Below are 26,862 nucleotides of genomic sequence, written 5' to 3'. Positions count from 1 at the left end.
GGGTAACATACCGCAACCGAAACGACTTCGGAACGTTGTTTCGGGCATGCGGACCGCCCCGCTCATGCTCTTCCTCTGCGCCGTGCTCGCGGGCTGCGGCGAGTTCCCGCGCGACGCGGAAAGCACGCTCGAACAGGTCGAGGCGGGCCGCCCGTTACGCGTCGGCTGGAGCGTCGCCGAGCCCTGGGTGCGGCGCGGGGCGGACGGCGGGCCGGCGGGGCTGGAGCCCGACCTCGTCCGGCGCTGGGCGGCGGCGCGCGGCGTGCGCGTCAATTGGGTCGAGGCGGGCGAGGCGCAGATCGTCGAGGGCCTGAGCGACAACGCGATCGACCTGGGACTCGCCGGCTTCACCGACGTCGCGCCCTGGGGCGCGCTGGTCGGGCAGACGCAGCCCTATATTTCCGCCAAGGCGGTGATCGGGGCACGGCCGGGCGTGCGCGCGCCCGACGATTGGAACGGCGTCTCCGTCGCTTACGACCCGCGCCGCCCCGGCCTCGCCGCGCTGATCCGCGCGCGCAAGGCGGTGCCCGACCTCAACGCCCCCGACTTCCGCGCGGCGTACGAGCCCGAACTAGGTGCACTGGGGCTGGTCTCGACCGGCACGACGCTCGCGACCGAGCGGCATGCGATCGCGACCCCGCCGTCGGAGAACGCGCTCACCTTCGCGCTCGACCGCTTCCTCCACCGGCACCGCGACGCGATCGAGCGGCGGCTGGGACAGGAGGCGCGGCGATGAGGGCGCACGAACCCGCCGAGTTCCCGCCCGAAGTGGAGCAGGTGTACCGCAAGGCGGTCCGCCTCGAATGGATCACCGTCGCGTATATCGCGTCCGCCGCCACGCTCCTCTACCTCACCATGGGCTCGAGCCAGGCGATGCGCACGAGCTTCTACGAGGACGTGATCAGCGTCGTGCCCGCGCTCGCCTTCCTCGTCGGCACGCGGGTCGCGCGGCGGAGCGCCAGCCCCGACTTCCCTTACGGACACCACCGCGCGACCTCGATCGCGCACCTCGCGGCCGCGCTCGCGCTGTGCCTGATGGGCGGCTGGCTGCTCACCGAGGCGGCGATGAGCTACTTCTCCGGCGAGCGCGCGACCATCGGCGGGTTCAACCTGTTCGGGAACATGGTCTGGGCGGGCTGGCCGATGCTGGCCGCGCTCGTCTACACCGCGGTGCCGTCGGTGATCCTGGGCCGCATGAAGCTGAAGCTCGCGCCGAAGATGCACGACAAGGTGCTCTTCGCGGACGCGCGCATGATGAAGGCCGACTGGATGGCCGAGAGCGCGACGGCGGTGGGCGTGGTCGGCACCGGCTTCGGCCTGTGGTGGCTCGACCCGCTCGCCGCCGCGCTCGTCTCGGCCGACATCCTCAAGGACGGGATCGGCACGCTCAAGACGGCGGTGGCCGACCTGATAGACCGCCGGCCCGAGCGCGCGGACGAGTCGGGTTTCGAGCAGCTGCCGCACGAGGTGGAGCGGATGCTGCGTGGCCTCGACTGGGTCGAGGACGCGCGGGTGCGCATGCGCGACGAAGGCCATATCTTCATCGGCGAGGCGTTCGTCATGACCGCGCCCGATGTCGCCGACCTGCCGGCCAAGCTGGAGGACGCGTCCGCGCGCGCCAAGGCGATGAACTGGCGCGTGCACGAATTGGTGGTCATGCCCGTCACGCGCTTGCCGGACGCTTAGAGCCCCTCGCCGCCCACCCACTGCGCGTTCGACAGGCGGCGCGCGAGGTTCCACGCCTGCCAGCGTATGTCGGGCACCGCCACGATCTCCCACACGCCGCCGCGCGTCATGGGGCCGATCGCGTGGACGCGGTCGGACGCGCGGCCGCGCGCGTCGACCACACGCGCGCTCGCGTCCACATCGAGCCCCAGCCTGAGCGGGTCGGGCCGGATCGCGCCGCGGTCGATGAGCGCGCGGAGCAGCGGCTCGCGCGACCGGGTGAGGTCGCCCTGCGGCCCCGTGCAGTTGACGATGCGCGCCGCCAGCGTGCCGACCACCTCGTCGGCGCCCCGCGGTCGCCAGTAGAGCCGCGCGCCCCGCCCTTCCGGCTCGACGCCCAGCGTCTTGCCCGCGGCGAAGTCGAGCCGGCCTTCGCGCACCAGCGCGTCGATGCGGTCGGCGACTTGCGGAGCGAGGCGGTGGCGGTGGATGTCCCAATAGGGTCGGGCGTGGCGCAGGAAGCGGGCGCGCTCGTCGCGCGTGGCCGCGCCCCACATCATGTGCGTCATGGGCCGCAGCTCGTCGACGGCGGTGCGCCAGCCGGCCGCCCCGGCGCGCCGGCGGACGTGGCGGACGATGCCCGACAGCGAGCCGGATGGCCGCTCGGTGACGCCGGGACAATAGGGCTGGCCGTCCTGATGCCGGTGCGGCGCGAGGCCGCGGCGAGACAGCGCCAGGATGCGCCCGCGGAAACCCCGCGCGTCGAGTAGCAGCGCCGCGTCCACCGCGGTCAGGCCGGTGCCGATCAGTATGGCGGTGTCACTATCGTCGAGGCCCTCGCCGATGTCGGCGGCCCAGGGGTCGGGGCTGTAGACGCCCGCGGGCAGCCGGTCGGGGCCGAGGCCGGGCGGGTCGTGGGGCGGCAGGTTGCCGACCGCGAGCACGGCGGCGTCGCCTTCGATCGTGCGGCCCCCGTCGAGGGTCAGGCGCACGCCGCCGCGCTCCTCGCGCAGGTCCGCCGCTTGCCCCTCGACCAGCGTCAGCCGTTCGGGCGAACGCGCGCGCGCCTCGTCGAGCATCTCGCGCAGGTACGCGCCGTAGGTGGTGCGCGGCACGAAGCTGGTGCGCCCGCCCTCGCCCCGCGCCTCCAGCCAGCGGACAAAATGGTCGGGGTCGTCGGGCAGCGCGCTCATGTTGCCGGCGCGGACGTTCAAGAGGTGGCTCGGGTGCGCCGCGCTGTAGGCGACGCCGCGCGCGACCTGGCCTTCGCGCCGCTCCACGATCGTGGCGCGCGGCCCCTCGTGGCGGAGCAGGTTCAAGGCGAGCAGCGTGCCGGAGAAGCCCGCGCCGACGATGAGGACGTGGTCGCTCGGATTGCGGATGCGCCCCAGCACGTTCACGCCAGCACCTCGGCCATGTCGACGACCCGCTTCTCGCGCGCGGAGAGCTCGGCCGCCGCGCCGATCGCGACCGCCATCAGCCCGTCATGCGCGGTCACCCCGACCGGCCCCTCGCCCCGTATGGCCGCGGCGAAGGCCTGGTGCTGATAGAAGGTCGCGCCGTGGTGCGAACCCGCCGCCATCGCCGCCGGGTCGACCGCGACGTGGCGGCGCTCTACCGCCTTCGGCCCGCGCCAGTCGACGCGCGGGGAGAAGACGAGGTCGCCGGGCGGAATCAGCACGTCGAGGCGCGCCTTGTCGCCCGTCGCCGACATCTCCTCCTGATGCTCCGCCCCTTCAGCGAACATGCACAGGTCGAGCATCGCGCGTGATCCATTGTCGAAATCGACGGTGGTGAAGCTGTTGTCGATGATGTCCGGCCGCTCGCCCCCGTAACGCTCGTCGAGGTGGTTCACGTCCATCGCTCCGGAGCAGTAGACGCGCACCGGCTCGGCCCGCGTGATGAGCCGCATCAGGTCGAAGAAGTGGCAGCACTTCTCCACCATCGTGCCACCCGTGTTGCGGCTGAAGCGGTTCCAGTCGTTGACCTTGGGCAGGAATGGAAAACGGTGCTCGCGGATCGAGAGCATGCGCAAGCGCCCGACGCGCCCGTCGTGAACCTCGCGGATGAACTCGGCGGCGGGCGGCATGTAGCGATATTCCATGCCCGTCCAGAACGGCCGGGGGTGCGAGGCCGCGCGCTCCACGATCCAGCGCGCGTCGGCGACGCCGGTGGCGAGCGGCTTCTCGCACAGGATCGCGACGCCCGCGTCGAACAGCGGCTCCAGCACCGCGCGGTGCGTGTGGTTGGGCGATGCGACGACGACCGCGTCAACCTGCGCTTCCGACGCGAAGCGCTCGACCGAGTCGAACGCGCGCACGCCCTCGCCGACCACCGCCTTGGCCCAGCCGAGCGAGGCGGGCGTCGGGTCGACCACCGCGACCACCTCCGCGCCGGGCGTGATCAGGAGGTTGTGGAGATGCTCCACCCCCATCATCCCCGTGCCCACCACGCCGTACCTGATCGGAGCTACCATCGGCCCTCATCCCATGTCATGGGTCGTCCCCATGACGACGATCCGGCTATCACGCGAACCGCGCCCGCTCGGCAAGAGCGGGATCACCGTATCGCCCCTGGCCTGGGGCATGTGGCGGCTGGAGGGCGACGATACCCGCCCCGTCCGCGAACTGATCGACGCCGCGTTCGAGGCGGGGATTACATTGTTTGACACCGCCGACATCTACGGCTTCGGATCGCCGATCGGCTTCGGCGGTGCGGAGGAGCTGTTCGGCCGCGCGCTGGCGGAGGACGCCGGCATGCGCGACCGCATGGTGATCGCGACCAAGGGCGGGATCACGCCGCCGACGCCTTACGACTCCTCGACCGGCTACTTGTCGGAAGCGATCGACTCCTCGCTCCGGCGGCTGCGCATCGACGTCATCGATCTGTACCAGATCCACCGCCGCGACTTCCTGACGCATCCGCAGGAGGTGGCGGGCGCGCTGACCCGCATGGTCGAGCAGGGCAAGGTGCGTGCGCTGGGCGTCTCCAACTACGCGCCCGCCGAGCTCTCCGCGCTGCAGCGCTTCCTGGGCCAGCCGATCGTCTCGACGCAGCCCGAGTTCTCGCCGCTGCGCGTCCAGCCGCTCTACGACGGCACGCTCGACGGGGCGATGGCGGACGACGTCGCCGTGCTCGCCTGGTCGCCGCTCGGCGGGGGCAAGCTGCTCGACCGGGACCGTCCTGCGGGCAAGCTGCTCGCCGAGCACGGCGCGGCTTACGGCGTCGACGCCACCGCCGCCGCGCTCTCCTGGGTCATGGCTCATCCGGCGCGGGTCATCCCCATCGTCGGCTCGCAGCGCCCCGAGCGCGTCCGCGCCGCCGCCGACGCGTACAAGGTCGAGTGGACGCGCGAGCAATGGTATGCCGTGATGCAGGCCGGAACGGGGGAGAAGCTGCCATGAACCCTTGCGAGATCAGCTGGTTCTCCGCGCTCTGCGACGACGATTACGAGTTCCTAGGCGTCCCCGACGACAAGCTCCGCTCCAGCTGGGAGCATTGCCGCGACATCGTGCTCCAGGCGGAGACGGGCGGGTTCGACAACATCCTGCTCCCCTCCGGCTATCAGCTCGGCATCGACACCACCGCGTTCGCGGCGGGCATCGCGCCGATGCTGAAGCGCATGCGCCTGTTGATGGCGGTGCGCATCGGCGAGAGCTGGCCGCCGCAGCTCGCGCGCCAGCTCGCCACCATCGACCGGATGCTCGGCGGGCGGCTGACGGTGAACATCATCTCCTCCGACCTGCCGGGCGAGAAGCTGGACAGCGAGCCCCGCTATCAGCGCACCGTGGAGGCGATGCGCGTCCTTCGCACGCTGCTGAACGGCGAGGCGGTCGACCACCAGGGCGACTTCTACAATGTGAAGGTCGACCCGCCGCGCATCGGCACCGTGTCCGGCCGCTGCCCGCCCTTCTATTTCGGCGGCCTGTCGCCGGCCGCGCGCGAGGCGGCGGCCGAGGGTTGCGACGTGTACCTGATGTGGCCCGACACGATGGAGGGCGTGCGCGGCATCGTCGCCGACCTCTCCGAGCGCGCCGCCAAGCGCGGCCGCACGCTCAAGTTCGGCTATCGCGTTCACGTCGTCGTGCGCGACACGGAGGAGGAGGCGCGCGCCGCCGCCGACCGCCTCCTGTCCAAGCTCGACGCGGCCGAGGGCGCGGCGATCCGCGCCAAGTCGCTCGATAGCCAGTCCGCCGGCGTCGCTCGCCAGGCCGAGCTGCGCGAATCGGCGTCGTCGAACGAAGGCTATATCGAGGACAATCTCTGGACCGGCATAGGCCGCGCCCGCTCCGGCTGCGGTGCCGCCATCGTCGGCGATCCGGACCAGGTGCTCGCCAAGCTCAACGCCTACCGCGCGCTCGGCATCGATGCGTTCATCCTGTCGGGCTACCCGCACGCGGCGGAGGCCGACCTCTTCGCGCGCCACGTCCTGCCACGGATCGAGCACGGGCCGTTGGTGGTCTGAGCAGGCCTGACCTAGGCTCCGTCATGCCGGACTTGTTCCGGCATCCATCGTCGTACGCACGTCCCCGGCGGATCGTTCGCACCACGATGGATGCCGGAACAAGTCCGGGGTGACGAGACGGGTGATGCAACGGCGCGTAGAAAAGCTGGCGTTTCGCGGCGAACCCGTCACACTCCGCGCGATGACCGGAGGGGACCCGAGAACCGCGACGAGCGTGTCGCCGGCGCGCGCGTGGATCTTGTTCGCGCTGCTCTGCGTCGCCGGCATCTTCAACGCGATGGATCGCCCGGTGATCGCGATCCTGAAGCCCGACATGTCCGCCGACCTCGGCTGGAACGACGCGCGCTTCGGCGAGCTCGCGGCGATGACGCAGTTCGCCGCCGCGCTCTCCTTCCTGTTTACAGGCTGGATGATCGACAAGCTGGGCGTACGCCGGTCGGTGATCGTCGGCGTCACCGCCTGGAGCTTCGCCGCGCTCGCGCACGGCTGGGCGCGCACGTCCGGCCAAGTTGTCGCCGCCCGTCTCGGACTCGGCGCGACGGAGGCGGTGCAGACGCCGCTCACCATCAAGACGGTCGCCACGCTGTTCCAGCCCGAGCGGCGCTCCTTCGCCGTCGGGCTCGGCACCGCGATCGCCAGCACCGGCACGATCCTCCTCCCCTTCGGCGTGCCGGTCATGGCGGCGGCGTTCGGTTGGCGCGGCGCGCTGGTGTTCGCGGGCGCGGGCGGGCTTCTCACGCTCATAGCCTGGCTCGTCGCGGCGCGCGGCGTGCGCTTCGACGACGGGGCCGAGCTCGCTCAGGCCGACTATTCGGACGACGGCGCGCCCTACGGCCCGATCCTGTCCGAACGGCGCACCTGGGCGATCGTCATCGCCAAGGCGCTGTCCGACTCGACTTGGTGGCTGCTAAATTTCTGGCTCCCCGACTTCTACCGGCGCGAGTTCGGCCTCTCGACCGCCGAGCTCGCCATCCCGCTGGCGATCGCCTTCGCGGGCTCGGGCGGGGGCGCGTTCCTGGCGGGCTGGATCTCGACACGCCTGATCGAGCGCGGCTGGGTCGTCGACCGGGTACGCCGCACCGTCATGCTCGCATCCGCCTGCCTGGTCGCGCCCGTGCCGTTCGTGCTCCTGCTCGACAGCTTCTGGCCGGTGGCGATCGCGATGGGGCTGGTGCTCGCGGGCCACCAGGGCTTCTCGCTCTCACTCTTCTCGATCATCACCGATGTGGTGCCGCGCGCAAAGGTCGGCCGCGTCACCGCGTTCGGCGCGTTCTGCGGCAACCTGGGCGGCATGGCGATCGTCTGGGTGACGGGCGTCGTGCTGACGGCGGGCGGCGGCTATTTCCCGCTATTCGTCTTTGCAGCCGCTTCCTACTTCCTGGCATATGGGTGGCTGAGGCTGCTGATGCCGCGCGTCCGCCCGGTCGAAGCGCCGGCCGCGGACGGACCGCTGCCGACACAATCCATGTCGTCGGGCTGAAGCTTCTTCTTTATACGGATCAGGACCGCCCGGGGGTAAAGAGGCGGTCGACACAGGGAGGGACGGAAATGACCAGCCGCATCGTCGGACAACTGCTCGCCGGAGCCGCGCTGTTCGCGGCAGCACCCGCCTTCGCGCAGGCGGCGGGCGACCAGCAGCAATCGGGCGCGACCACCGACCCCGTCGAGCAGGCCTCCACCAACCCCGCCGACATCGTCGTCACCGCCCAGCGCCGCGAGGAACGGCTGCAGGACGTGCCGCTCGCCGTCACCGTCGTCTCCGGCGAGGCGCTCGCGGCCGCGAACGTCAACACGATCGAGAACGCGCAGTATCTCGTCCCCACGCTCAACTTCCGCAAGTCGGGCACGTCGATCAACCAGTCGCTATTCCTGCGCGGCGTCGGCACCTCCACCTTCTCTATCGCCGGCGAGCCGTCCGTCTCGTCGGTCGTGGACGGCGTCGTCTTCTCGCGCGCGGGCGAGGCGTTCAGCGACCTGGTCGACATCGAGCGGCTCGAGGTGTTGCGCGGGCCGCAGGGCACGCTGTTCGGCAAGAACGCGTCGGCGGGCGTGGTCAACATCACCACCAAGCGCCCCGGCGAGAAGTTCGGCGGCTATGTCGAGGCGGGCTATTTCACCGGCAACGGCGACGAGTACCGCACGCGCGTGGCGCTGGACGTGCCGCTCGGACCCGACGTCCGCAGCCGCATCACCGGCTTCGCGAGCGACTGGGACGGCAACATCCGCAACACGACGCTGGGCCTGCGCGTCAACGGCTTCGAGCGCTGGGGCTTCCGCGGCGTCGTCGAGGCGGACGTCCCGAACGACGTGCGCTTCACGCTGATCGGCGACTATCGCGAGGCGAACGACGATTGCTGCGGCGAGTTGATCGGCACCACGCCGTCCAACGCCGTGATCGCGCAAGTGCTGCCCGTGGCGCGCGGCGATCGCACGCGCGAGCTCGCGCAGAACCTCGTCACCGCCACCGAGGAGAAGAGCTGGGGCGTGTCGTTCCAGGCGGAGGCGTCGCTCGGCCGCAACACGATCACGTCGATCACCAGCTACCGTGAGTTCGACAACCGCGAGATCCGCGACGGCGATTTCCTGCCGCGGGCGTTCGTCGGCTTCAACGAGCTGCACGACGACGGCCCACAGGTCTCCGACACTTTCACCCAAGAGGTTCGGCTGACCTCGCCCGGCGACCAGTTCCTCACCTACACGCTCGGCGCCTTCTACTCGCGCGCCTATACCGAGCGCACCTTCTCGCGCTTCGACATCGTCTGCGCGGGCGGCGCGGCGGGCACGCCCTGCACGGCGCCGGGGCTGACGGTGACCACGCCCTCGGGCACCGCGAATTTCGGCTCCGTGTTCAAGAACCTCGCCTTTTACGGCCAGACCGAACTCAACCTGACCGACCAGCTGCGCCTGATCGGCGGCCTACGCTACACCAACGACGAGCTAAGCGTCTTCCATAGCCGCGTCGCGACCGGCCTCGCCCGCAACGCCGCCGGCGTGCCCCAGGCCGCTCCAGGCATCCAGCCCAACTTCGACCAGGGTGTGTTCGACCGCTACCTCCAGCTCGTCGCGGCGGGCGTCGCGCCGGGCGCGGCGGCGGGCCAGGCGACCGTCGCATCCAACGGCATCCCCTTCCGCGCCAAGACGACCAACGACAATTGGTCGGGCAAGGCGGGCGTGCAGTACGAGTTCTCGCCCGAAGCGACCGCCTACGCCAGCTGGACGCGCGGCTATAAGGGCCCGGCGTTCAACGTGTTCTTCAACCTGAACGCCACGGGCACCAACGTCATCGAGCCGGAGACGGCCGACAGCTACGAGGCGGGGCTCAAGACCACGCTCTTCGACGGCCGCCTCGTGCTCAACGTCGCGGGCTTCTACGCCAAGTACAAGAATTTCCAGGCGAACAACCCCGACGAGGTCGCGGGCGTGATCGTCACCCGCTTCACCAACGCGGGCACCATCTCGACGCGCGGCGCGGAGCTCGACCTCCTGTTCCGGCCCGTGGACGACCTGTCGATCTCGGGCGGGCTCGCCTATACCGACGCCAAGGTCGACCGCTTCCGCGTGCCGAGCAACGGCAACAACACAGGCGTCATCCCCAGCGGCACGCGCCTCGCCTATGCGCCCGAGTGGAAGGCGTCGCTCGCCGCCGACTACCGCATCCGCACCGGCGGCGGCCTCGACATCGGGCTGGGCGGCGACGCGGCCTACCAGTCGGAGCAGCTGTCGCAGTTCGACGCCAACCCCGCCGTGCGCGAGGCCACCACGATCGAGGGCTACACCCTGGTGAACCTCGCCGCCTCGCTGATCGACGCCGCCGACCGCTTCCGGCTCACCGCCCAGGTCCGCAACGTCTTCGACAAGAGCTTCGCCGCGTCCATCACCGCCGGCGGTCCCGCCGGCGGCTACCGCTACATCATTCCGCGCGAGGCGGACCGCTATTACGGGATCACGGGGCGCGTGAATTTCTAGGGGGCGGGCCGGCGCCGGCGGACAGACTAGGGTGGGGGCGCCCGACCCGTCGTTCCGTCACGACCAGGACAAGCACTCAGGCGATATGGTGCTCCGTTGACGCCCGCTCTCCGCAGCTGGGCGATCTGCGGGGCTCGGTCGAGCGCAGCTCGGCGCCGCGCTCTCTGGTTGAGCGAGAGGCAGGAGCACACCACCCACCCGCCAAAGCCCTTCAGCGCCGCCGGCACCTTCTCCAGCTGAACCTTGCGGATGAGCAGGAACAGGACCGACGTGCCCGGCTGAAGCGTCCGCCAGTCCGGCCAGGATCGGCTCCGTCATCAGCCATTCGCGGCGGCGGGCGCACGGGCGGGGTACGTGCCCGGGACACGGCGCGCCGACCGCCGCGGGGAACGCTCGCCGCGGGGTGATGGCGAAGTTCGTTCGAGCGCTGCCGGTTCACTACCGATCGGACTCGAGGCGGGAGACTGGAGAGCTCGCGACCTCATGGTAGGCTGGACCTATAGGCTGCCGTCCCGCCGATCTCGATCGGCGCGCATCCGACTTCGGGGACAGCCTAGTGCATGAGCCATGCCGTTGGCGTCGACACCCGCAGGATAGCTACAGACTATGGCGGCCGGATGCACCTTCCCATTGGTCGGCGCACTCGGCGACCGATTAGGCTCCTTTCCGATCGGCGGGCCCAAGCACTTGGTCGGTCTCCGGCCATAACCATCGGAGGTTCGGAATGCGCATCGCTCTTCTTCCCATGCTCGCGCTCGCGGCGTGCGCTCAGCAGGACGCGGTCGCCGATCCGGAGCGGGATCAGGTGGTCGAGGCGGCCGCCGGTCCGACGGCTCCGTCGGAAGCGCAACGCCGGATCCGGGAACTGCCGCGGGGGCAGCGCGACGCGGTATTGCTGCGCGCCGTCACCGACGGGGGCGCGCCCTGCCAGGGCGTGATCGAGAGCGAGCGGCGTCCGGACGTGAACGGCTCGCCGGTCTTCTTCGCGCGGTGCTCGGACGGGCCGCTCTACGGCGTCGCCATCGACGTGGACGGGATGGCGCGGGTGACCCGGTTGGACCGGGGCGGCTGATACGGCGGCGGCAGGCCGCGCGTCCGGCCGGTGAGGACACGCGTCGTGCCGACGTCCATAGCTCCGCCCTATGATTGGTCGCCGACCCTTCCAATTAGCCCGGTGCGGGAAGCGGCCGTACCCGGTGGAGGCGGTCCGGGCCCCTCTGGCGGCGGTCGACCACCCCGCGATGTCGAACCGCACGGGACGTCGCCCCGGCTTTCGAACCGGCGCGATCGCCCCGACGGACCACAGCGTCAAGGAGAGGACGATGCACGTATCCGACTGGCTTCTCGCCGCGTACCGCATCGTGAGCCGCGAGCTCGGGCGCGAGCGCATGCGGCGCTTCCCCGACGCTCAGCGGCTCGCGCGGCTGAAGAAGGAGCGCCTGGCCATCAAGGACCGGCTAGCGCGTCATGCGCCGACCAACGGCTATACGCTCGCGTTCGTGCGCGGCATCCTCGCGCGCGCCGGGCGCGTCTGAGGCGCCGCGATGAACGCGACCACCATCGACCGGCGGCCGTCAGCTTGGGATGGCCGGGCCGGCGCCGGTCCCTACCTGCGCAGCCGCCTTTCGGGCGCCTACTGGACCATGGCGGCCAGCCTGTCGCTCACCGCGCTCGTCGCGGCGGTCGTTGCGGGATCGCCTGCCATCCGCGCCGTCGTCGCGGAGAAGGCCGCCTTCCCCTACCTCGCCATCGCCTCGGCGCTCCTGTTCGCGCTCGCGATCGGCGGCCGCTTCGGCAAGTGGCCGGCGAGCCTTGTGCGCCTCGCGCTCGTCACGTTCGCGACGCTGCTCGGCGTCGCGCTCGCCGGTGCCTCCCTGGCCTTCGCCGGCCTCGACCCGTCGGCCGCGATCGCGTCGGCCGCCATGTTGTTCGCGACGCTCGGGCTGCTCGTCCGGTTCGCGAGGAAGGACCCTTTCCGCGGGCCGGTGCTGGCGATCAGCGCCGTGGTCGCGCTGGTGATCGCGGACCTCGCGCACCTCGCCGCCGGCTCGTCGGCGACGCAATTCGCCGCCTCGATCGCCAGCATCCTGATCTTCACCTGGGCGATTGCACGACATGACGGGCGCATGCGCGAGCTACTTGTCGAGCGTGAGCCGGACGGCGAAGCTTCCGCGGCCGGCGCCCTGTCGCTACACCTGAGCGTCCTCGCGCCGCTTCGGTTTCGGCGCGCGAAGGTACATCGCCCCGAAAGGGCCGGACCATGAGTAAGGCGGCCGCGCCCTGCCCCGCCTGCGGCGCTCCACTCGCCCCGGGCGCGCGCCACGGCCGGGCGATCCTTCGATGCGACGCGTGCTCGGCGAGCTGGGTCGACGACAGCCATCTCGGCGCGATCGCCCTCGAACTGTGGAGAGCAGGGGCCGAGCGCCGTCGGCTGCGCGCCAAGTGGCTGATCGGGGGACTCGCCGCCTGAGAAAATAGGCGGGCTCGCCTGGCGTCCGCGGAAAGCGCCGAGGTCCGCCAACTCCGAGCCTTCCCCGCATATGAAAGCGTCCGGAGCTCAGGGGCGGAGCTCCGGACGCAGGATGGTACCCGGCGGTTCGGGGGTGGCTTCGACCGGGCCGAGTCGCTGATAAGCCATGTCTCCTCGGACAGGCCAATAGAAAGGCCGTCGCGGGCGCGTCAGGAGAAAGCTATGGCCTCCAGCCTGTCGCGCGCCTGGACCTGGACCTGGCCCGCGAGCAAGCGGAACGCCGCCGCCATGCTCGATGCGCGCCGCCAGGCGAACGCGACCGAGCGGTGCGCGCGCCAGCCCTTCACCTTCACGACCGCCAGCCCGCTCATGCCGCCCACGTCCGACGCCATGTAGAGCGCCGGTAATACGGTCAGCCCCAGCCCGCTCGCCACCATCTGGTGCAGGCTGTCGAGGCTCGTGCCCTCGTAATCGGGGAACATCGCCATGCCGTAGGCGGCGGCGAGCTCGGCGCATTGCCTGTGGAAGTGGTGCCGCTTGTCGAGCGAGAGCAGCGCACGCCCGTGCAACCGTTCGGGCTCGACCGGGCCGTCGCCCGCCAGCTCGTCGTCGACCGCGCCGACCAGATAGAGGGGCTCGCGGAAGATCGGCTCCACCTCCAGGTCGTCGCCGTTGACCGGCATCGGGCCGAGCAGCACGTCCAGGTTGCCCCGCGACAGCTCGAGCGCTTGATCGTCGGGTATGCCTTCGCGGACGTAGAGCCTGAGCTCGGGCGCGGCCTTGTGCAGCTCGGCGATGATGGGGGACAGGAGATAGGGACCCAGGGTCGGCGTGGTGCCGAGCCGGAGCGTGCCCGACAGCTCGTCCGACCAGCGCGCCGCCAGCGCCTCCATGTCGCGCACCTCGGCGAGCACGCCGCGCGCGCGACCCACGATCGTGCGGCCGATGGGCGTCAGGATCGCGCCCGCGGCGCCGCGCTCCACCAGCTTGACGCCCAAGCGGTCCTCCAGCGCCTTGATCTGCTGGCTCAAGGACGGCTGCGACACGTTACAATTGCGCGCGGCCGCCACGAACGAGCCCGTGTCGGCCAGCGTGACCAAGTAGCGGAACTGCCTCAGCGTCGGCATAGGTGGTTATAGGCATAGTCTATAGGCGTCGCGCAAGCCTATCGATTGGCCGGTCGCCCTCCTCGAGCACTAAGTCTCGGTCGCCGGAGCGGTCGAGCCCGAACGAGCCCTGAGCCGATCCCATCGGGCTTCCAAGGTGCGACCGTTCCGGACCAGCCCGCCGCGGCAGCGCGGCCGTTCATGCCGGAGGTTTGACGCGCGATGTTCCCCCACCTGCCGGGCGCGATGCGATGGTTGCGGCTCGGCATGCTGGCCGGGAAGCGAGCCGGGCGCCTCCAGCGGTCGAAAGGAGAGGAACATGCGGAAGCCGCTGATCGTCTTGACCCTGATGTCCGCCCTGGCGCCGTCCGCCCCGGCCTGGGCCACGACGGTGACGGTGCACAACCGCTCGCAGCAGCCGCTGCGCCTGGCGGTGGACAAGCCGCTCTCCGGCTATGAGCAGCCGCTGAGCGCGTCGGTCGAGCCGGGCTTCCTGGCGCTCACGCGCAAGCCCAACGGCAAGGTGTTGATGCCGCACGCCGAGGCGGACGGCGCGGCCTTCTCCGTCCGCTACGTCGACGAGCGCGGCGCCGGTTGCCGCTTCTCCGTCACGCCCGTCCGCCACAGCGGCGCCTATGCGCGCGCGGTGCCGGTGGCCGAGCCGATCGGGGATGGACGCTGCGAGGCGGCGACCGGCTCCACCATCGGCGACTTCGTGTTCACGGTGCGTTGATGCCGCCCGAAGCCTCCCCCATCTTCGCCGGCGGAAGCGTCGCCGCAGCCCCGCGCCTCGCTCGCGCGCACGGCCCCGATCTCCTCGCCAGGCCGCGGCTCGTCACCGACATGTTCGACCGCACGGTCACGCGTCACCCCGAGCTGCCCGCGATCGACTTCATGGGCCGGGTCACGTCTTGGCGCGAGCTCGACGAGCTGGTGGACGGCGCGGCCGCGAGCCTCCAGCTCCTGGGCGTCACGCCCGGTACGCGCGTCGCGCTATGCCTGCCCAACACGCCCCACTACCCCGTCCTGTATCTGGCCACGCTCCGCATCGGCGGGATCGTGGTCAACGCCAACCCGCTCTATGCCGAGCGCGAGCTGGAACACCTCCTCGCCGACTCGGGCGCGGAGCTGGTCGCGACCTGCGACATCCCCGAGGTGCACGCGCGGGTGACGGCGGCGGCGGGACGGTTGAGTCTGCGCCACGTGATCACCTGCCGGGTCGCCGACGAATTGCCTTGGCCGAAGCGGCTCGCCTATCGGCTGCTGAAGCGCCGCGACATGGCGCCCCTCGGCGACGGCGCGTTCACCTTCGAGCACCTCGTCGCCGGCCCGCGGCTGCCCAAGCCCGTCGCGGTCGCGCCCGACGCGCCCGCCGTGCTGCAATATACGGGCGGCACCACCGGCACGCCCAAGGCCGCCGTGCTGACGCACGCGAACCTGGTCGCGAACGCCGACGCCATGCTCGCACACATCGGCGAGGCCGACGCGCTCCGGCGAAGCGTGGTCGGCGTGCTGCCCTTATTCCACGTGTTCGCGCTCACCACCGTGCTCAACTTCGCGCTGCGCTCGGGCGCGAAGATGGTGCTGCTGCCCAGGTTCGCGGTGGGTCAACTCCTGGCGACGCTAGGGCGCACGCGGCCGGACTATATGCCGGCCGTGCCTACGATCCTGCACGCGATCGCCCAGGCCGCGCAGAAGCGCCCGGTCGACCTGTCCCACCTGCGCGCCTGCATCTCGGGCGGGGCTCCGCTCGCGCCCGAGGTGCGCCACGCCTTCGAGCGCGCGACGGGCGCCAGGGTGGTCGAGGGCTATGGGCTGTCGGAAGCGTCGCCCATCGTCGCCTGCCAGCCGATCCGGGGAGAGGCGCCGCACGGCTCGGTCGGCCGTCCCTTCCCCGGCACCGCCGTGGAGATCCGCGACGCGGACGCGCCGGACCGGCTGCTCCCGGCCGGCGACGTGGGCGAGATATGCGTGCGCGGGCCGCAGGTCATGCGCGGCTATTGGAACAGGCCGGACGAGACGGCGGGGACGTTCGTCGACGGGGCGCTGCGCACCGGCGATCTCGGCCGCCTGGACGAGGGTGGGAACCTGTTCGTCGCCGACCGGCTGAAGGACGTGATCCTGTGCGGCGGCTACAACGTCTATCCGCGCGTGATCGAGGAGGCGCTGCTGGAGCACCCCGCCGTCGCCGAGGCCCTCGTGATCGGCGTCCCCGACGCGTATCGCGGGGAAGCGCCCAAAGCGTTCGTGGCGCTCAAGGGCCCCGGCGCCGCGACGCTCGCGGAGCTGCGCGCCTTCCTCGCCAACAAGCTGGGCAAGATCGAGCAGCCGCGGGAGATCGAGATCCGCGTCGAGCTGCCCAGGACGCTGATCGGAAAGCCCTGCAGGAAGACGCTCGTCGAGCAGGAGCGCGCCGATTGCTTTCGTTCCGCAGCCGAGGAGGCCTGACATGCCGCGACGTTCGTCCATCACCTGCCCGGCGTGCGCCGGGGTCGCTGATCCCGTGATGTCCGGTTTGGTCGAGTACGATCGCTGCCGGTTCTGCGGCGGCGTGTGGCTCGACTGCGGCGAGTTCGAGGTTCTGCTCGCGCTCGCGCACCGGGCGGGCAAGAACAAGGCGCGCGAACCGTTATTCGGCGCGAGGGTCGCGGCGGGGGCGTGATCCGGACGGGAAGCCTCCGCTCACGCTACATGGTGAGGGCATGAGCGGGTCCGCCTTTCCCGTGCCCGTGCCGGACTGCATGGCGCCGCTCGTCGCCGGCCGCCGCTGGACCCGCGACCTCGACGGCGAGTCGGGCGGTGACGTCCACCGGCTGAACGAGCCTGGCCGCGCGCCTTTGTACCTGAAGCACGGGACCGGGGACGTCGCCGTCGCGATCACGGAGGAGATGGCCCGGCTCCGCTGGCTCGCGGGCAGGATCCCCGTTCCCGAGGTGGTCCGGTTCGTCTGCACGCCGGAGGAGGCCTGGCTCCTGAGCACCGCGATGCCGGGGCTCACCGCCTACCAGCGCCTCGTCGCCCGCCCCGAGCGCCGGCGCGAGACCGTGGCGGCTCTGGCGGCGTTCCTGAGGTCGATCCACGAGCTTCCGGTCGACGAGTGCCCGTTCAACGCGCAGGCGCCGCTGCGCATGGCGGGCGCCCGTCGCCGGATCGAGACCGGATGGACCCCGCCGCCCGACGATCCCGAGCGCGACGCGTGGAACCCCGAGCCCGTCTGGCGGGAGCTGACCGCGCTGTTGCCCTTGAGCTTCGAACGGGTCGTCACCCATGGCGACTTCTCGGTCGGCAACGTCCTGATTGAGGACGGGCGGGTGACGGGCTGCATCGACGTAGGCCGCGTCGGCGTGGCGGACCCGTATCAGGACCTCGCCATCCTCTGGGACAATCTCGGCGAGTTCGGTGAGGATCTGCAGCGGGAGCTGTTCCGGGCCTACGGCATCGCCGAGCCGGACCAACGCCGCCTGCGCTTCCACCTGCTTCTGGACGAGCTCTTCTAGGCGGTCGCCCGGCCGCAAGGCCGCACCCCGATCGCGCCGGTGCAGCCGCCGGCGCATGGTCGGCAGGGGCCCGCGCCCGGCGGTTCGAAGCGGATCGGGCGCCGCGCGACCCGGACGGTGGCTCACGCGCCACACCGCGCCTAGGACCAGCCGGAGGCGGCCGGGCCGCCTCGGACTCCGACCCTTCAGGAACGGACGCCGTCGCCCGTGTCGCGCAACCGCGCCGTGAGCAGCGTGAGCGCCTCCAGCGTCGCATCGCTGACGTGGTGCTCGATGCCCTCCGCGTCCGCGTCGGCGGTCGCCTCGTCCAGCCCGAGCGCGAGCAGGAAGTCGAGCACCAGCTTGTGCCGGCGCCGTGAGCCCTCCGCCATCTCCGCGCCTGCGGGCGTGAGGAAGATGGAGCGGTACGGCTTGCTTCTGACCAAGCCCTCGCGCTGAAGCCGCGCCACGATCTTCGACGCCGTGGCCTGGCTCACCGCCATGTTCTCGGCGACGTCGGTCAGCCGCGCCTCGCCCGTCTCGGCGATCAGGTCGCCGATCAGCTCGACATAGTCCTCGGCCACCTCCGTCAGGTGCGCCTCGCGCGTCTTGCGGAACGCCGCCGCGCGCCGGGCGGTATTCACGTCCATGCCGGTGTCCTCGCGTGCATCGCGCGCAGGATAGCCCGACGACGGGCGGGTCGCGAGCACTTCTTAGCCGCGGCTGTGTTGTTTCGGTCACCGGACGCCAGGTCGCGGCGTCGCGTCGCCCGAAGGGCGTACGCCTCGGTCCCGCGGCCCTCGCCGTCCGAAAAGACGAAGCGCCGGGGCGAACGCCGGACCGATCGCTCGCCGCCCGGCCGCGCCGCGCCCCGGCACGCGGCGGCGAGGCTCGGGTCGGGCCGCGCCGCAGGACCGGCCGCGTCGGTCCCGCCGCGTCGGTGGGGCGGCGCGCCAACGGCGACGGGAAGCTTCGGCTTCTGAAAACCAGCTCGTTCGTCAACCATGGCCACCTGCTGCGCTCCGCTCCGCTGTGACGCGACCGGAACCAAGCAGGAGCGCTCTTGTTTCGCCTTAGCTAAGTTTCAGCGTGGAGGCGTGATGCGGTTCCTCATCCCCGGCGTGGTCGCCGCCGTCCTGGCGGGCGCTCCCGCCGTCGCGCAGGACGCCGCCTCCTCCTCGGCCACCGGATCGGCCGGCGGCGTGCGGCCCGGCGCGGGCGGAGCCGGCGAGGTGGTCGTCACCGGCACGCGATCACCTCGTACCGTACGCGAAGCGCCCGTGCGCACGGACGTGATCGGACGGTCCGTGCTGGAGGCGACTGCCGCGCGCAACCTGGCGGACGCGCTCGACTACCTCGTCGGCGCGCGCTCGGAGAGTAATTGCCAGAACTGCAACACGGTCGAGATACAGCTCCTGGGGCTGCCCGGCGCGTACAATCAGATCCTGCTCGACGGCCTGCCGCTCGTCTCAGGCGTCGCCGCCGTGTACGGCGTCGAACAGGTGCCCGCGCTCCTGGTGCGGCAGATCGAGGTGGTGAAGGGCGGCGGCTCCGCGCTCTACGGACCGGGCGCGGTGGCGGGCGTCGTCAACGTTCTCCCGCTCCGTCCCGAGCGCACCGGCTGGCGCGCGACGCTCGGCTATGATCGGCCGGACGGCGAGCACGCGGGCATTGCAAGCGTGCTCGGCAGCCTGGTGCTCCCGGACGGGCGCGGCTTCGTCAACGCCTATGCGCAGGCCGAGCTCGGCCCCGCGGTGGACCTGAACGGCGACGGCTACTCGGAACTGGCGCGCAGGCGGCTGGCCACGGCCGGCGCGCGGGGCGAGTGGCGACCGGGCCCGGGCACGACGGTGGCGCTGGATCATCAGTACACGCTGGAGCGCCGCCGCGGCGGCAACCTGCTCGACCAGCCCGCCTTCCTGTCCAACATCGCGGAGGCGATCGACAGCGAGCTGCACCGCGCGGGCGTCAGCGTCGCGCAGGAGGTCGCGCCCGAGACGCGGCTCGTCGGCGTCTACGCATTCGCGGGGCTGAACCGCGACAGCTTCTACGGCGGCCTGGGCGACGTCGAGGCGGATCCGGCCGCGCCCGGCTTCGATCCCGCCGCGTTCGCGCAGGCCGCGGGGGCGAGCCGCCGCCAGTACGGCCGCACGACCGACCGCCTCCACTTCGCCGAGGGAAGGCTGGAGGCCATGCTCGGCGCGCACTCCGTGTTGGCGGGCGTGCAGTACCGCCACGAGCGCGTCGACGACCGCGGCGTGGACGCGGACGGCCGCGAGCTGTCGGTGATCACGCAAGGCGCGTTCAGCACGCTGGGCGCTTTCGTGCAGGACGAGTGGAGCTTGAGCAGCGGGCTCAAGCTCCTGCTCGGCGCGCGCGTGGACAAGAGCTCGGAGCTGGGCCGGGCGGTTGCGTCGCCCCGCGTCGGCCTTTGGGCGTCGCCGGTGCCGGAGCTGGTGCTGCGCGCGAACTACTCCACAGGCTTCCGCGCGCCGGAGGTGTTCAGCGAGGACGTCCACATCGAGGTGCTCGGCGCGGACCCGATCCGGGTGCGCAACGCGCCCGGCCTGCGCGCCGAGAAGGCCGACAGCGTGGCGCTCGGCTTCGACTGGCGGCCGACCTGGCGGGACGGCGCGGTGACGCTCGACGGCCAGGCCTACATCACGAGCATCCGCGACACCTTCTTCCTCGGCGACATACGCGAGGACGCGGGCGGGCTGTTCCGCCTGCGCTCCAACGCGGGCGGCAGCCGCGTAGCGGGCGCGGAACTCACCATCGGCTACCGCCTGTCCGACCGGCTGCGCGCGACGGTCGGCGGGGCGTACCTGGACGCGCTCTACGACGAGCCGCAGGTCGTATACGAGGACGAGAGGCGCACGCTCATGACGCGGCGCGTGCTGAAGAGCCCGGAACGGTCGGGCGTGGGGCAGGTGGTCTGGACACCGCTGCCCCGCTTCGACGCGTTCGCGGCGCTGCGCTACATCGGGCGCATGGACGTGCTCAACAACCGCCTGGGCGAGATCAGGCGCACGGACGACTTCCTCGTCGTCGACTTGAGCGCCACCCGCCACTTTCCCGTCGGCGGGGACGGCCGCGAGATCGACCTCACGGTCGGCGTGCGCAACGTCACGGACGCGCGCCAACGCGACCTGGAGGTCGGCGCCGCGCGCGACAGCGACTATGTCTACGGCCCGCGTAGCCCGCGGACGCTGTTCGTCAGGCTCGATGCCGCGCTCTAGCGCGCTCCTCGCCATCCCGCTGGCACTCGCCGGACCCGCCCGAGCGGAGCCGGTCCCGGGCGATCGCTTCGTCCGGCTGGAGCGCGGTCGGCCCCGGACGGCGGCGCTCCCGCCCGACACGCGGGTGGTCGCGCTCTACTACGGCGCGAGCTGGTGCGGGCCGTGCCGGGCGTTCGCGCCCGAGCTCGTCGCCGCCTATCCCGCTCTCCGCGCCCGCCGAGTGGAGGTGGTGTTCGTCAGCGACGACGCGACCTGCCGCGCCGCCCTCGACTATGCGCGCGCGAGCCGCATGCCCTGGCTGCTGCTGCCGTGCGACGACGGGCATCGGACGCGGCTGCGTCGGTTGGGCGCCGCCGCGCTGCCCGGGCTGCTGGCGCTCGACCGCGACGGACGCGTGCTCACGAGCAGCTGGGATGCGCGGGGAACGAGCAGCCCGCGGCGGACGCTGCGCGCGCTGCTGACCGAGACCTCCGCTCGCAAGGACGTGCCTGGCGCGACGCGGTGACCGGCCTGGGCGCTCCTCGCGCTCCGGGGCGACGGGCCGCGCGCCCGCCATGCTCAACTACATCGCCGGCCCCGCCAACCTCCAGGCCTGCACCGCGGCCACGGGCCGCAGCATCGTCCCCGCGCGCGACCAAGCACGGCGCACCCGTGCGGAAAAGTTCGGTTTTAGGATGCTGAAGGGCTACGGCGCGACCGGGGCCGCGCCCGTCATGACGGTGAACACGCCCATGCACCTCCAGACCGGCGGCGTGGGCCGCGCTCGCCTGAGGAGCGAAGCGCGCTACGGGAGGTCGGGCGAGCCTGGCGGAGACGGAGGGATTCGAACCCTCGATACGGTTTCCCGTATGACGCTTTAGCAAAGCGTTGGTTTCAGCCACTCACCCACGTCTCCGGCTGCGGCAGGCGACGGGCTATAACCGCGCCTCCGCGCCCGATCAACCGGCGTGCAAGCCGTGCGGGGAATGCGACGAAAGCGACCGCGTGGTTAATTGCGTGGCAACCATGTCGAGGCGTATCATGCCGCTCGGGTGGAGTTCCGGGGGTGTAAGCTATGCGTCGTTTCCTTTTGAGCATGGGCCTGGGCGCGATGGCGCTGGCGGGGCCTGCGGCCGCGCAGGTGCGCACCATCGATCCGAACCAGGCGATCGACGGCGACCTCCAGGGCGCGCCGCCCGCCTCCCAGCCGCAACCCGAGTCGCTGCCGCAGCAAACGCAAGCATACGAGCCGGTTCCCGCCGAGCCCGCGCCGACGGCGGCCGCCGGCGCTCCGCAGCAGGCCGCGCCGGAAGCGCCCGCCGCCGACGCCGCGATGCGGGCGGAGACGACGTACAAGCGCGAGGACCTGCTCGCCGCGGGCGAGGGCGTGTTCGGCAAGGGCGCGGCCGAGTTCGCCGGGCTGATCGAGCGCATCCTCAAGGATCAGGGCGAGCCCAACGCTTATATCGCCGGCCGCGAGGCGGCGGGCGCCTTCGTGGTCGGCCTGCGCTACGGCTCGGGCGTGATGACGCACAAGATCGAGGGCCAGCGCCCCGTCTACTGGACGGGCCCGTCGGTCGGCTTCGATTTCGGCGGCGACGCGGACAAGGTGTTCGTGCTCGTGTACAACCTCTACGACAGCCAGGAGCTCTATAAGCGCTTCCCCGCAGCGGAAGGGCGTTTGTATGCGGTCGGCGGCTTCGCGGCCTCTTACCTACGGCGCGGCGACACGGTGCTGATCCCGGTTCGCTTGGGCGTCGGTTGGCGCGCGGGGGTGAATATCGGGTACATGCGGTTCACCGAAAAGCATAAGTGGTTGCCTTTCTAGGCGTAGGGCGCACGTCCGCGCCCCGCGGGCGAGACGCCCAAGCCCGGCCGGCCTAGCTTCAGCTAGGTTCGACGACGCGGCTTCGCCGCGGCGGGCTCAGTCAGTCTCGACCACCCTCCAAGCAAGCCGCTCCCCCGCATGGAACGGCACCACGCCCGCGACCCGCTCCGGCACGTCCACCGCCTCGCGCGCCAGCGTCACCGTGCCCTGGTTCAGCGGCAGCCCGTAGAACCGCGCCCCGTTCTCGCTCGCGAACGCCTCGAAGCGGTCGATCGCCCCCTCCTCCTCGAACACCTGCAGGTAGCTCTCCAGCGCGAACGGCGCGTTGAAGATGCCCGCGCACCCGCATCCCGACTCCTTCGCTTCCACCGCGTGCGGCGCGCTGTCGGTGCCGAGGAAGAACTTGGGGCTGCCGGACACCGCCGCCGCCCGCACCGCCAGCCGGTGCCGCTCGCGCTTCACCACCGGCAGGCAATAGGCATGCGGCCGCAAGCCGCCCGCGAACAGCGCGTTGCGGTTGAGATGCAGGTGCTGCGGCGTGATCGTCGCGCCCAGGAGCGGCCCGCCCGCCGCCACGAACTCGGCCGCGTCCGCCGTCGTGATATGCTCCATCACGATCTTCAGCTCGGGAAAGTCGCGGACCAGCCCCGCCCCCACGCGCTCGATGAACACCGCCTCGCGGTCGAACACGTCCACCGCCGGGTCCGTCACCTCGCCGTGGACGAGCAGCGGCATGCCGATCCGCTGCATCCGCTCCAGCACGGGGCGGATGTTGCGCACGTCCGTCACGCCGCTCGCCGAGTTGGTCGTGGCGCCTGCGGGGTAGAGCTTGCACGCCGCCCACACGCCCGCCTCGAACCCGCGCGCCACTTCCTCCGGATCGGCGTCGTCGGTCAGGTAGCAGGTCATCAGCGGCTGGAACGCCGTGCCCTCCGGCAGCGCCGCGACGATCCGGTCGCGATACGCCTCGGCGGCGGCGACGCTCGTCACGGGCGGCACGAGGTTGGGCATCACGATCGCGCGCGCGAACCGCCGCGCCGTATAGGGCGCCACCGCGCGGAGCATGTCGCCGTCGCGCAGGTGGACGTGCCAATCGTCGGGTCGGCGGATCGTGATCGCTTGGGTTTCCATGCCCGGCCGCTTACCTCGCGCTCATGCCTGGAACCACCCTAATCGATCGCGCGGTGCTGCGGCTGTCCGGCGAGGACGTACGCCCTTTTCTGCAAGGTCTCACCACCAACGACGCGACCGGCGCGCTGCCCGTCTGGGCCGGCCTGCTGACCCCGCAGGGCAAAGCGCTCTTCGATTTCATCCTTTGGGCCGACGGCGGCGACGTGCTGATCGACTGCGAAGCCGCGCAGGCCGACGCGCTGGCCCGCCGCCTGTCGATCTACCGCCTGCGCCGCGCCATCACTATTGCGCGCGACGACGCGCTCGCCGTCCACTGGGCGCCCGACGGCGCGGAGGGCGTTCCCGACCCGCGCCTCCCCGAACTTGGCCGCCGCTGGCTGGCCCCGCCCAGCGATCCGGCCGAGGGCTGGCTCGAGCACCGCCTCCGCCTCGGCGTGACGGAAGGCGTGGCCGAGCTCGGCTCAGGCGAGACGCTCTGGCTCGAATGCAACGCGCGCGAGCTGAACGGCGTGAGCTTCACCAAGGGCTGTTACGTCGGCCAGGAGAACACCGCCCGCATGCACCACCGTTCCAAGGTCAACCGCCGCCTCGTCGTAGTACCATTCGCCGAGCCGGGCGACCGCACGCGCGCGACCTATCCGGAGCTGGGCCTGATGGTCGAGCACCGCCGCGTCGAGTCGCTGGGTGACGCCCTCACGCCCGACTGGCTGGCGAGGGCGCTCAGTAGTTAGGCCACAGCCCCGGCGTGGCGAGCTCGACCACGTGCCCGTCCGGGTCGTTGAAATACAGGCTGCGCGAGCCTTTCGGCCACGCCACCTCGCTCCGGATCGCGACGCCCTTGGCCAGCAGGTGCGCACGCCACGCGTCGTAGCTGTCGGCGGTGATCGCGAACGCGAAGTGCAGCCGCCCCGCCCCGTCATGCCCGGGCACCACGCCGCCCGGCGTCGGGCTGTCCGCCTCCGTCATCCCGCGCGCGAACACCAGCAGCACGCCGGATCGCCCCGCGTCGAACGCGGTCAGCCGCGGCGTGCGCAGCATCGCGGGCAAGCCCAGCACCTCTTCGTAGAAGCGCACGGCGCGGTCCATATCGTCGACGTAGATCGCGGTCTCGAGCAGACCGTCGATGGGCGGGGTCGAGTTCATCCGACCTTCCTACCTCGTCCGACTGTATGAGGCGAGCGTAGCGCGAAGCGCCGGAATTCGCGGCCGACGCGCCCCCTCCCGCTCAGGCCACTCGTGCGACTAGCCTCGCCACATCGTCATGGTAATGCGCCCAAGCGTCCCAGACCGACCGGGCCCAGGCACGCACGCGCTCGCCATGGTCGTCCGCGCCCGCAGCCGTACGGACATGATTGATGCGGATCGTGCCTAGGTTCGGCGGCGGGTCGAGCCAGCGGAACGCCGCGGCGTGCCCGGCCGTCAGCGCCCCGATCACGCGCCGTGCGTAATCGCTCGCCAGGCCGCGCCCGACCGTCACATACAGGCCGGCCAGATGGATGTTGATCGACTGGACCGTGCGGCGCTCCGGCTCGCCCGGATGCTGCGCGCAATAGGCGTCCACCGTCGTCCGATGCGCGCGGAATTAGGCCGGGTCAGCGTACTCTCGCGCCAGTACCTCCCCAAACAGCGCCCAGCAGGACGGCGAAGCCCCTAGATAGGCGTGTCCGTCCGTCATAACCGCGGGCAGCGCTACGCCGCAGTCGGCACAGGTCTCAAGATCGCTCATGACCAGCTCGCAAAGAAAAAGGGAGGCCGGTTGCCCGACCTCCCCTCTTCCTGTTCGCCGTGTCGGCTGCCTTACTGGCCCGCACCCGGACCGTAGAGCACCTCCACGCGGCGGTTCTGCACCTCGCGGACGCCGTCGGCGGTGTCGACGCGCGGACGCTCCTCGCCGAACGCCTGGGTCGTGATCGAGCCCTCGGGGATCGCGCGGCTGGTCATGTAGGCGCGCACCGCGTCGGCGCGACGCTGCGACAGGCCCACATTGTACTGCGCCGAACCCGAGCGGTCCGCGTGGCCCGCGATCTGGACCTGCGCGCCGCCGCAGTTCTGGTACTGCGTAACCGCGTTGTCGAGGATCGAGGCGGCCTCCGGCGTGATGTCCGAGCGGTCCCACTCGAAGAACACGATGAACGGACCCGGCGAGCAGACCACCGCGGGCGGCGTCGGCGGCGGCGGCGGGGGAGGCGGCGGGGGCGGAGGCGGCGGGGGCGGGGGCGGCGGGGCCGCCGGCTCGCCGAAGTTGAACGTCACGCCGCCCAGGATCGAGTGCGAGCGGAAGCGGCCTTCGAGCTGCGCGTTGTTCGCCGCGACGAGCTTCACGTCGTCCGCGTTGAAGAAGCGGTACTTCAGCGTCGCGTCGATCGTGTCGGTCAGCGGCGCGCGGATGCCCGCCAGGCCCTGCCAGGCGAACACGGTGTCGCTGTCGTCCACCAGGGTGAGCGGCAGGATGCCGTACTCGTCGGCCTTCACGCGGGCGACGCCCACGCCGCCGCCGACGAAGCCCTGCAGGCCGTCGTCCTCGCCGAAGTCGAGCAAGCCGTTGATCATGAAGCTGAGCGCCGACGTGCTGCCGAACGCGCTGTTCTCATAGGTGCCGGCGGGCAGCGGCGGAACCGCGAAGCCGAGCTGGTGCTCCTCCACGAACGCCTTGCGGTAACCGACCTCCGTCTCGAGACGGAAGGCGCCGAAGTCGTAGCCGATCACGGCGTCGACGTCGTAGCCGTACTCCGAGTCGACCGTCAGGCCGTTGTTGATGGCCGTGCCGTTCGTCGCGGTGACGTCGTAGTCGATATCCTCGACGAGCATCGCGCCGCCCTCGATGCCCACGTACCACGCGTTGTCGCGGGCGATCGCGGGCGAAGCTAAGGCGGTGGAGGCGAGCGCCATGGCGATGGCAAGCTTCCGCATCATAGTCCCCTTTCTTGGTTGTCCATACGGACAGCGCAAACCAACTACCCGCTGCTTGGTTTCAGCGCAAGGTGACGAAAGCCGGGAACTGTGGCGCAAGCGCAACAACCCGACCCGATCAGGGCGCGATCAACCCGTGCGCGCGGAGCGCCGCCAGCACCTGCTCCAGGCCCGCGCGCGCCTCCGCGTCCACCGTCGCGCCGCCCGCGGGCGCGGCGATGGCGGGCCGCTGCGGCCCCACCACCGGCACCCCGTCGACCAGCACGCGGCGGGCGCGGACCTCGCCTGGAACCCACCGCCCGCCCGTGAAGGTCGCGTGCAGCTTTTCGGCCACCACCCAAACGCTTAACCCCTCGAACGGCGCGACGAAGCGCCACCCGCCGTCCGTCCAGCCGGCCAGTTCCCGCGCGTGCCCCGCCCAAGCGCCGACGGGGTCCGCACCGAGCACCCAGGCCCGACCGGGCATGGGCGTGGCGGGCGGCGCGGACGCCCCCAGCTCCTCGACGCCCGCGCACGCGACCATGTCGAGGAGCGCCAGCGCCTCGTTGTGCCACAATTCTTTTTGCGCCTGCCCCGCCGCCAGCAGCGGCAGCCCGAGTCGCGCCGTCGAGTCGCCCATCTCTCCCC

At 71.4% G+C, this 26,862-nt stretch carries 26 protein-coding genes, 1 tRNA gene and 2 pseudogenes; 18 read left to right on the top strand and 11 right to left on the bottom strand.

Going from position 1 to position 26,862, the window contains the following annotated elements:
- Nucleotides 1-46: 46 nt before the first annotated feature.
- Together CKY28_RS13320 and CKY28_RS13315 are read left to right on the top strand one after the other, a co-directional pair.
- The gene (locus CKY28_RS13320; protein WP_095998856.1) at nt 47-736 is read left to right on the top strand and encodes a substrate-binding periplasmic protein; all 690 of its coding nucleotides are present in this window, start codon (nt 47-49) and stop codon (nt 734-736) included.
- Nucleotides 733-1,686, top strand: a complete 954-nt coding sequence (locus tag CKY28_RS13315) for a cation diffusion facilitator family transporter (RefSeq protein ID WP_095998855.1) — start codon at nt 733-735, stop codon at nt 1,684-1,686. The genes CKY28_RS13320 and CKY28_RS13315 overlap by 4 nt, the downstream gene beginning before the upstream one ends.
- Here the strand turns inward: CKY28_RS13315 and CKY28_RS13310 are convergent.
- Together CKY28_RS13310 and CKY28_RS13305 are read right to left on the bottom strand one after the other, a co-directional pair.
- Nucleotides 1,683-3,065, bottom strand: coding sequence for an FAD/NAD(P)-binding protein (locus tag CKY28_RS13310; protein WP_245841841.1), 1,383 nt, complete (start codon nt 3,063-3,065; stop codon nt 1,683-1,685). The genes CKY28_RS13315 and CKY28_RS13310 overlap by 4 nt on opposite strands.
- Nucleotides 3,062-4,141, bottom strand: a complete 1,080-nt coding sequence (locus tag CKY28_RS13305; RefSeq protein WP_176473097.1) for a Gfo/Idh/MocA family protein — start codon at nt 4,139-4,141, stop codon at nt 3,062-3,064. The genes CKY28_RS13310 and CKY28_RS13305 overlap by 4 nt, the downstream gene beginning before the upstream one ends.
- Nucleotides 4,142-4,172: 31 nt before the next feature.
- Here CKY28_RS13305 and CKY28_RS13300 point away from each other — a divergent pair, with 31 nt between their 5' ends.
- From CKY28_RS13300 to CKY28_RS13285, 4 genes are all read left to right on the top strand, one after another.
- Nucleotides 4,173-5,069, top strand: a complete 897-nt coding sequence (locus tag CKY28_RS13300) for an aldo/keto reductase (protein ID WP_095999224.1) — start codon at nt 4,173-4,175, stop codon at nt 5,067-5,069.
- Entirely contained in the window at nt 5,066-6,130 is a 1,065-nt protein-coding gene (locus tag CKY28_RS13295; RefSeq protein ID WP_095998854.1) for an LLM class flavin-dependent oxidoreductase, read from the top strand. Before CKY28_RS13300 ends, CKY28_RS13295 begins: the two co-directional genes overlap by 4 nt.
- Nucleotides 6,131-6,311: 181 nt before the next feature.
- Complete coding sequence (locus tag CKY28_RS13290) at nt 6,312-7,610, top strand: MFS transporter (RefSeq protein WP_176473096.1); 1,299 nt, start codon at nt 6,312-6,314, stop codon at nt 7,608-7,610.
- A gap of 68 nt (nt 7,611-7,678) precedes the next feature.
- Nucleotides 7,679-10,096, top strand: a complete 2,418-nt coding sequence (locus CKY28_RS13285) for a TonB-dependent receptor (protein ID WP_095998852.1) — start codon at nt 7,679-7,681, stop codon at nt 10,094-10,096.
- 26 nt (nt 10,097-10,122) lie between these two features.
- Here CKY28_RS13285 and CKY28_RS19375 read toward each other — a convergent pair.
- Nucleotides 10,123-10,371: pseudogene (locus CKY28_RS19375) on the bottom strand (hypothetical protein); the annotation flags it as partial.
- Nucleotides 10,372-10,820: 449 nt separating this feature from the next.
- On the opposite strand from CKY28_RS19375, the gene CKY28_RS13280 reads away from it, so the two are divergent.
- The 4 genes from CKY28_RS13280 to CKY28_RS18340 all read left to right on the top strand — a co-directional run bounded on the left by CKY28_RS13280 (nt 10,821) and on the right by CKY28_RS18340 (nt 12,566).
- On the top strand, nt 10,821-11,168 hold the full coding sequence (locus CKY28_RS13280; protein ID WP_141243946.1) for a hypothetical protein: 348 nt from the start codon (nt 10,821-10,823) through the stop codon (nt 11,166-11,168).
- Between the two features lie 250 nt (nt 11,169-11,418).
- The gene (locus tag CKY28_RS13275; RefSeq protein ID WP_141243945.1) at nt 11,419-11,631 is read left to right on the top strand and encodes an HP1242/YdcH family protein; all 213 of its coding nucleotides are present in this window, start codon (nt 11,419-11,421) and stop codon (nt 11,629-11,631) included.
- A gap of 9 nt (nt 11,632-11,640) precedes the next feature.
- Nucleotides 11,641-12,360 carry a Bax inhibitor-1 family protein gene (locus CKY28_RS13270; protein WP_095998850.1) on the top strand — a complete coding sequence of 240 codons (720 nt, stop codon included), beginning with the start codon at nt 11,641-11,643 and terminating at the stop codon, nt 12,358-12,360.
- Nucleotides 12,357-12,566, top strand: coding sequence for a zf-TFIIB domain-containing protein (locus CKY28_RS18340; RefSeq protein ID WP_141243944.1), 210 nt, complete (start codon nt 12,357-12,359; stop codon nt 12,564-12,566). Before CKY28_RS13270 ends, CKY28_RS18340 begins: the two co-directional genes overlap by 4 nt.
- A 209-nt stretch (nt 12,567-12,775) precedes the next feature.
- Here CKY28_RS18340 and CKY28_RS13265 read toward each other — a convergent pair whose 3' ends face one another.
- Nucleotides 12,776-13,693 carry a hydrogen peroxide-inducible genes activator gene (locus tag CKY28_RS13265; RefSeq protein WP_095998849.1) on the bottom strand — a complete coding sequence of 306 codons (918 nt, stop codon included), beginning with the start codon at nt 13,691-13,693 and terminating at the stop codon, nt 12,776-12,778.
- 298 nt (nt 13,694-13,991) lie between these two features.
- Between CKY28_RS13265 and CKY28_RS13260 the strand changes: the two genes are divergently transcribed.
- The 4 genes from CKY28_RS13260 to CKY28_RS13245 are packed head-to-tail and all read left to right on the top strand — an operon-like array spanning nt 13,992 to nt 17,169.
- Nucleotides 13,992-14,405, top strand: coding sequence for a hypothetical protein (locus CKY28_RS13260; RefSeq protein WP_095998848.1), 414 nt, complete (start codon nt 13,992-13,994; stop codon nt 14,403-14,405).
- The gene (locus CKY28_RS13255) at nt 14,405-16,120 is read left to right on the top strand and encodes a long-chain-fatty-acid--CoA ligase (protein WP_342747173.1); all 1,716 of its coding nucleotides are present in this window, start codon (nt 14,405-14,407) and stop codon (nt 16,118-16,120) included. The genes CKY28_RS13260 and CKY28_RS13255 overlap by 1 nt, the downstream gene beginning before the upstream one ends.
- A 1-nt stretch (nt 16,121) precedes the next feature.
- Entirely contained in the window at nt 16,122-16,334 is a 213-nt protein-coding gene (locus CKY28_RS13250) for a TFIIB-type zinc ribbon-containing protein (RefSeq protein WP_095998847.1), read from the top strand.
- 40 nt (nt 16,335-16,374) lie between these two features.
- The gene (locus CKY28_RS13245; protein ID WP_245841840.1) at nt 16,375-17,169 is read left to right on the top strand and encodes an APH(3') family aminoglycoside O-phosphotransferase; all 795 of its coding nucleotides are present in this window, start codon (nt 16,375-16,377) and stop codon (nt 17,167-17,169) included.
- A gap of 185 nt (nt 17,170-17,354) precedes the next feature.
- Here the strand turns inward: CKY28_RS13245 and mntR are convergent, their stop codons facing one another.
- Nucleotides 17,355-17,798 (bottom strand): manganese-binding transcriptional regulator MntR, encoded by a 444-nt coding sequence (mntR, locus tag CKY28_RS13240; protein WP_095999221.1) that lies wholly within the window; start codon nt 17,796-17,798, stop codon nt 17,355-17,357.
- Nucleotides 17,799-18,248: 450 nt separating this feature from the next.
- Between mntR and CKY28_RS13235 the strand changes: the two genes are divergently transcribed.
- Nucleotides 18,249-20,387: a TonB-dependent receptor plug domain-containing protein gene (locus CKY28_RS13235; RefSeq protein ID WP_141243943.1), complete on the top strand. Its 2,139-nt coding sequence runs from the start codon at nt 18,249-18,251 to the stop codon at nt 20,385-20,387.
- Nucleotides 20,374-20,892: a thioredoxin-like domain-containing protein gene (locus tag CKY28_RS13230; RefSeq protein ID WP_176473095.1), complete on the top strand. Its 519-nt coding sequence runs from the start codon at nt 20,374-20,376 to the stop codon at nt 20,890-20,892. The genes CKY28_RS13235 and CKY28_RS13230 overlap by 14 nt, the downstream gene beginning before the upstream one ends.
- Nucleotides 20,893-21,192: 300 nt before the next feature.
- On the opposite strand, the gene CKY28_RS13225 is transcribed toward CKY28_RS13230, so the two are convergent.
- Nucleotides 21,193-21,282: transfer RNA gene (locus CKY28_RS13225), tRNA-Ser, on the bottom strand.
- A 159-nt stretch (nt 21,283-21,441) separates the two neighbouring features.
- Between CKY28_RS13225 and CKY28_RS13220 the strand changes: the two genes are divergently transcribed.
- Nucleotides 21,442-22,194 carry a DUF1134 domain-containing protein gene (locus CKY28_RS13220; RefSeq protein WP_095998843.1) on the top strand — a complete coding sequence of 251 codons (753 nt, stop codon included), beginning with the start codon at nt 21,442-21,444 and terminating at the stop codon, nt 22,192-22,194.
- Nucleotides 22,195-22,290: 96 nt separating this feature from the next.
- Here the strand turns inward: CKY28_RS13220 and pyrC are convergent, their stop codons facing one another.
- Nucleotides 22,291-23,325 carry a dihydroorotase gene (pyrC, locus tag CKY28_RS13215; RefSeq protein WP_095998842.1) on the bottom strand — a complete coding sequence of 345 codons (1,035 nt, stop codon included), beginning with the start codon at nt 23,323-23,325 and terminating at the stop codon, nt 22,291-22,293.
- 23 nt (nt 23,326-23,348) lie between these two features.
- Here pyrC and ygfZ point away from each other — a divergent pair, with 23 nt between their 5' ends.
- The gene (gene ygfZ / locus CKY28_RS13210) at nt 23,349-24,056 is read left to right on the top strand and encodes a CAF17-like 4Fe-4S cluster assembly/insertion protein YgfZ (protein WP_095998841.1); all 708 of its coding nucleotides are present in this window, start codon (nt 23,349-23,351) and stop codon (nt 24,054-24,056) included.
- Here ygfZ and CKY28_RS13205 read toward each other — a convergent pair.
- The 4 genes and pseudogenes from CKY28_RS13205 to CKY28_RS13190 form a co-directional block, all read right to left on the bottom strand.
- Nucleotides 24,046-24,468, bottom strand: a complete 423-nt coding sequence (locus CKY28_RS13205) for a VOC family protein (RefSeq protein ID WP_095998840.1) — start codon at nt 24,466-24,468, stop codon at nt 24,046-24,048. The genes ygfZ and CKY28_RS13205 overlap by 11 nt on opposite strands.
- An 82-nt stretch (nt 24,469-24,550) precedes the next feature.
- Nucleotides 24,551-24,892, bottom strand: a pseudogene (locus CKY28_RS13200) (DUF5946 family protein); the annotation flags it as partial.
- A 230-nt stretch (nt 24,893-25,122) separates the two neighbouring features.
- Nucleotides 25,123-26,235, bottom strand: coding sequence for an OmpA family protein (locus tag CKY28_RS13195; RefSeq protein WP_095999220.1), 1,113 nt, complete (start codon nt 26,233-26,235; stop codon nt 25,123-25,125).
- A 118-nt stretch (nt 26,236-26,353) separates the two neighbouring features.
- Nucleotides 26,354-26,854: a DUF2793 domain-containing protein gene (locus CKY28_RS13190; protein ID WP_095998838.1), complete on the bottom strand. Its 501-nt coding sequence runs from the start codon at nt 26,852-26,854 to the stop codon at nt 26,354-26,356.
- Nucleotides 26,855-26,862: the final 8 nt, after the last annotated feature.

The sequence above is a fragment of the Sphingomonas lenta genome, assembly GCF_002288825.1.
Classification (GTDB): Bacteria; Pseudomonadota; Alphaproteobacteria; order Sphingomonadales; family Sphingomonadaceae; genus Sphingomonas; species Sphingomonas lenta.
The sequence above is the reverse complement of the archived record's forward strand: the minus strand, read 5'-3'. Positions and strand labels throughout refer to the sequence as shown.

Coding starts and splice junctions, on each gene's coding strand:
- mntR (WP_095999221.1), bottom strand. CDS start 17,798: ATGGACGTGAATACCGCCCGGCGCGCGGCGGCGTTCCGCAAGACGCGC.
- CKY28_RS13195 (WP_095999220.1), bottom strand. CDS start 26,235: ATGCGGAAGCTTGCCATCGCCATGGCGCTCGCCTCCACCGCCTTAGCT.
- CKY28_RS13300 (WP_095999224.1), top strand. CDS start 4,173: ATGACGACGATCCGGCTATCACGCGAACCGCGCCCGCTCGGCAAGAGC.
- CKY28_RS13205 (WP_095998840.1), bottom strand. CDS start 24,468: ATGAACTCGACCCCGCCCATCGACGGTCTGCTCGAGACCGCGATCTAC.
- CKY28_RS18340 (WP_141243944.1), top strand. CDS start 12,357: ATGAGTAAGGCGGCCGCGCCCTGCCCCGCCTGCGGCGCTCCACTCGCC.
- CKY28_RS13320 (WP_095998856.1), top strand. CDS start 47: ATGCGGACCGCCCCGCTCATGCTCTTCCTCTGCGCCGTGCTCGCGGGC.
- CKY28_RS13280 (WP_141243946.1), top strand. CDS start 10,821: ATGCGCATCGCTCTTCTTCCCATGCTCGCGCTCGCGGCGTGCGCTCAG.
- CKY28_RS13290 (WP_176473096.1), top strand. CDS start 6,312: ATGACCGGAGGGGACCCGAGAACCGCGACGAGCGTGTCGCCGGCGCGC.
- CKY28_RS13250 (WP_095998847.1), top strand. CDS start 16,122: ATGCCGCGACGTTCGTCCATCACCTGCCCGGCGTGCGCCGGGGTCGCT.
- CKY28_RS13220 (WP_095998843.1), top strand. CDS start 21,442: ATGCGTCGTTTCCTTTTGAGCATGGGCCTGGGCGCGATGGCGCTGGCG.
- CKY28_RS13265 (WP_095998849.1), bottom strand. CDS start 13,693: ATGCCGACGCTGAGGCAGTTCCGCTACTTGGTCACGCTGGCCGACACG.
- CKY28_RS13270 (WP_095998850.1), top strand. CDS start 11,641: ATGAACGCGACCACCATCGACCGGCGGCCGTCAGCTTGGGATGGCCGG.
- CKY28_RS13315 (WP_095998855.1), top strand. CDS start 733: ATGAGGGCGCACGAACCCGCCGAGTTCCCGCCCGAAGTGGAGCAGGTG.
- CKY28_RS13275 (WP_141243945.1), top strand. CDS start 11,419: ATGCACGTATCCGACTGGCTTCTCGCCGCGTACCGCATCGTGAGCCGC.
- CKY28_RS13295 (WP_095998854.1), top strand. CDS start 5,066: ATGAACCCTTGCGAGATCAGCTGGTTCTCCGCGCTCTGCGACGACGAT.
- CKY28_RS13235 (WP_141243943.1), top strand. CDS start 18,249: ATGCGGTTCCTCATCCCCGGCGTGGTCGCCGCCGTCCTGGCGGGCGCT.
- ygfZ (WP_095998841.1), top strand. CDS start 23,349: ATGCCTGGAACCACCCTAATCGATCGCGCGGTGCTGCGGCTGTCCGGC.
- CKY28_RS13285 (WP_095998852.1), top strand. CDS start 7,679: ATGACCAGCCGCATCGTCGGACAACTGCTCGCCGGAGCCGCGCTGTTC.
- pyrC (WP_095998842.1), bottom strand. CDS start 23,325: ATGGAAACCCAAGCGATCACGATCCGCCGACCCGACGATTGGCACGTC.
- CKY28_RS13245 (WP_245841840.1), top strand. CDS start 16,375: ATGAGCGGGTCCGCCTTTCCCGTGCCCGTGCCGGACTGCATGGCGCCG.
- CKY28_RS13260 (WP_095998848.1), top strand. CDS start 13,992: ATGCGGAAGCCGCTGATCGTCTTGACCCTGATGTCCGCCCTGGCGCCG.
- CKY28_RS13305 (WP_176473097.1), bottom strand. CDS start 4,141: ATGGTAGCTCCGATCAGGTACGGCGTGGTGGGCACGGGGATGATGGGG.
- CKY28_RS13255 (WP_342747173.1), top strand. CDS start 14,405: ATGCCGCCCGAAGCCTCCCCCATCTTCGCCGGCGGAAGCGTCGCCGCA.
- CKY28_RS13190 (WP_095998838.1), bottom strand. CDS start 26,854: ATGGGCGACTCGACGGCGCGACTCGGGCTGCCGCTGCTGGCGGCGGGG.
- CKY28_RS13230 (WP_176473095.1), top strand. CDS start 20,374: ATGCCGCGCTCTAGCGCGCTCCTCGCCATCCCGCTGGCACTCGCCGGA.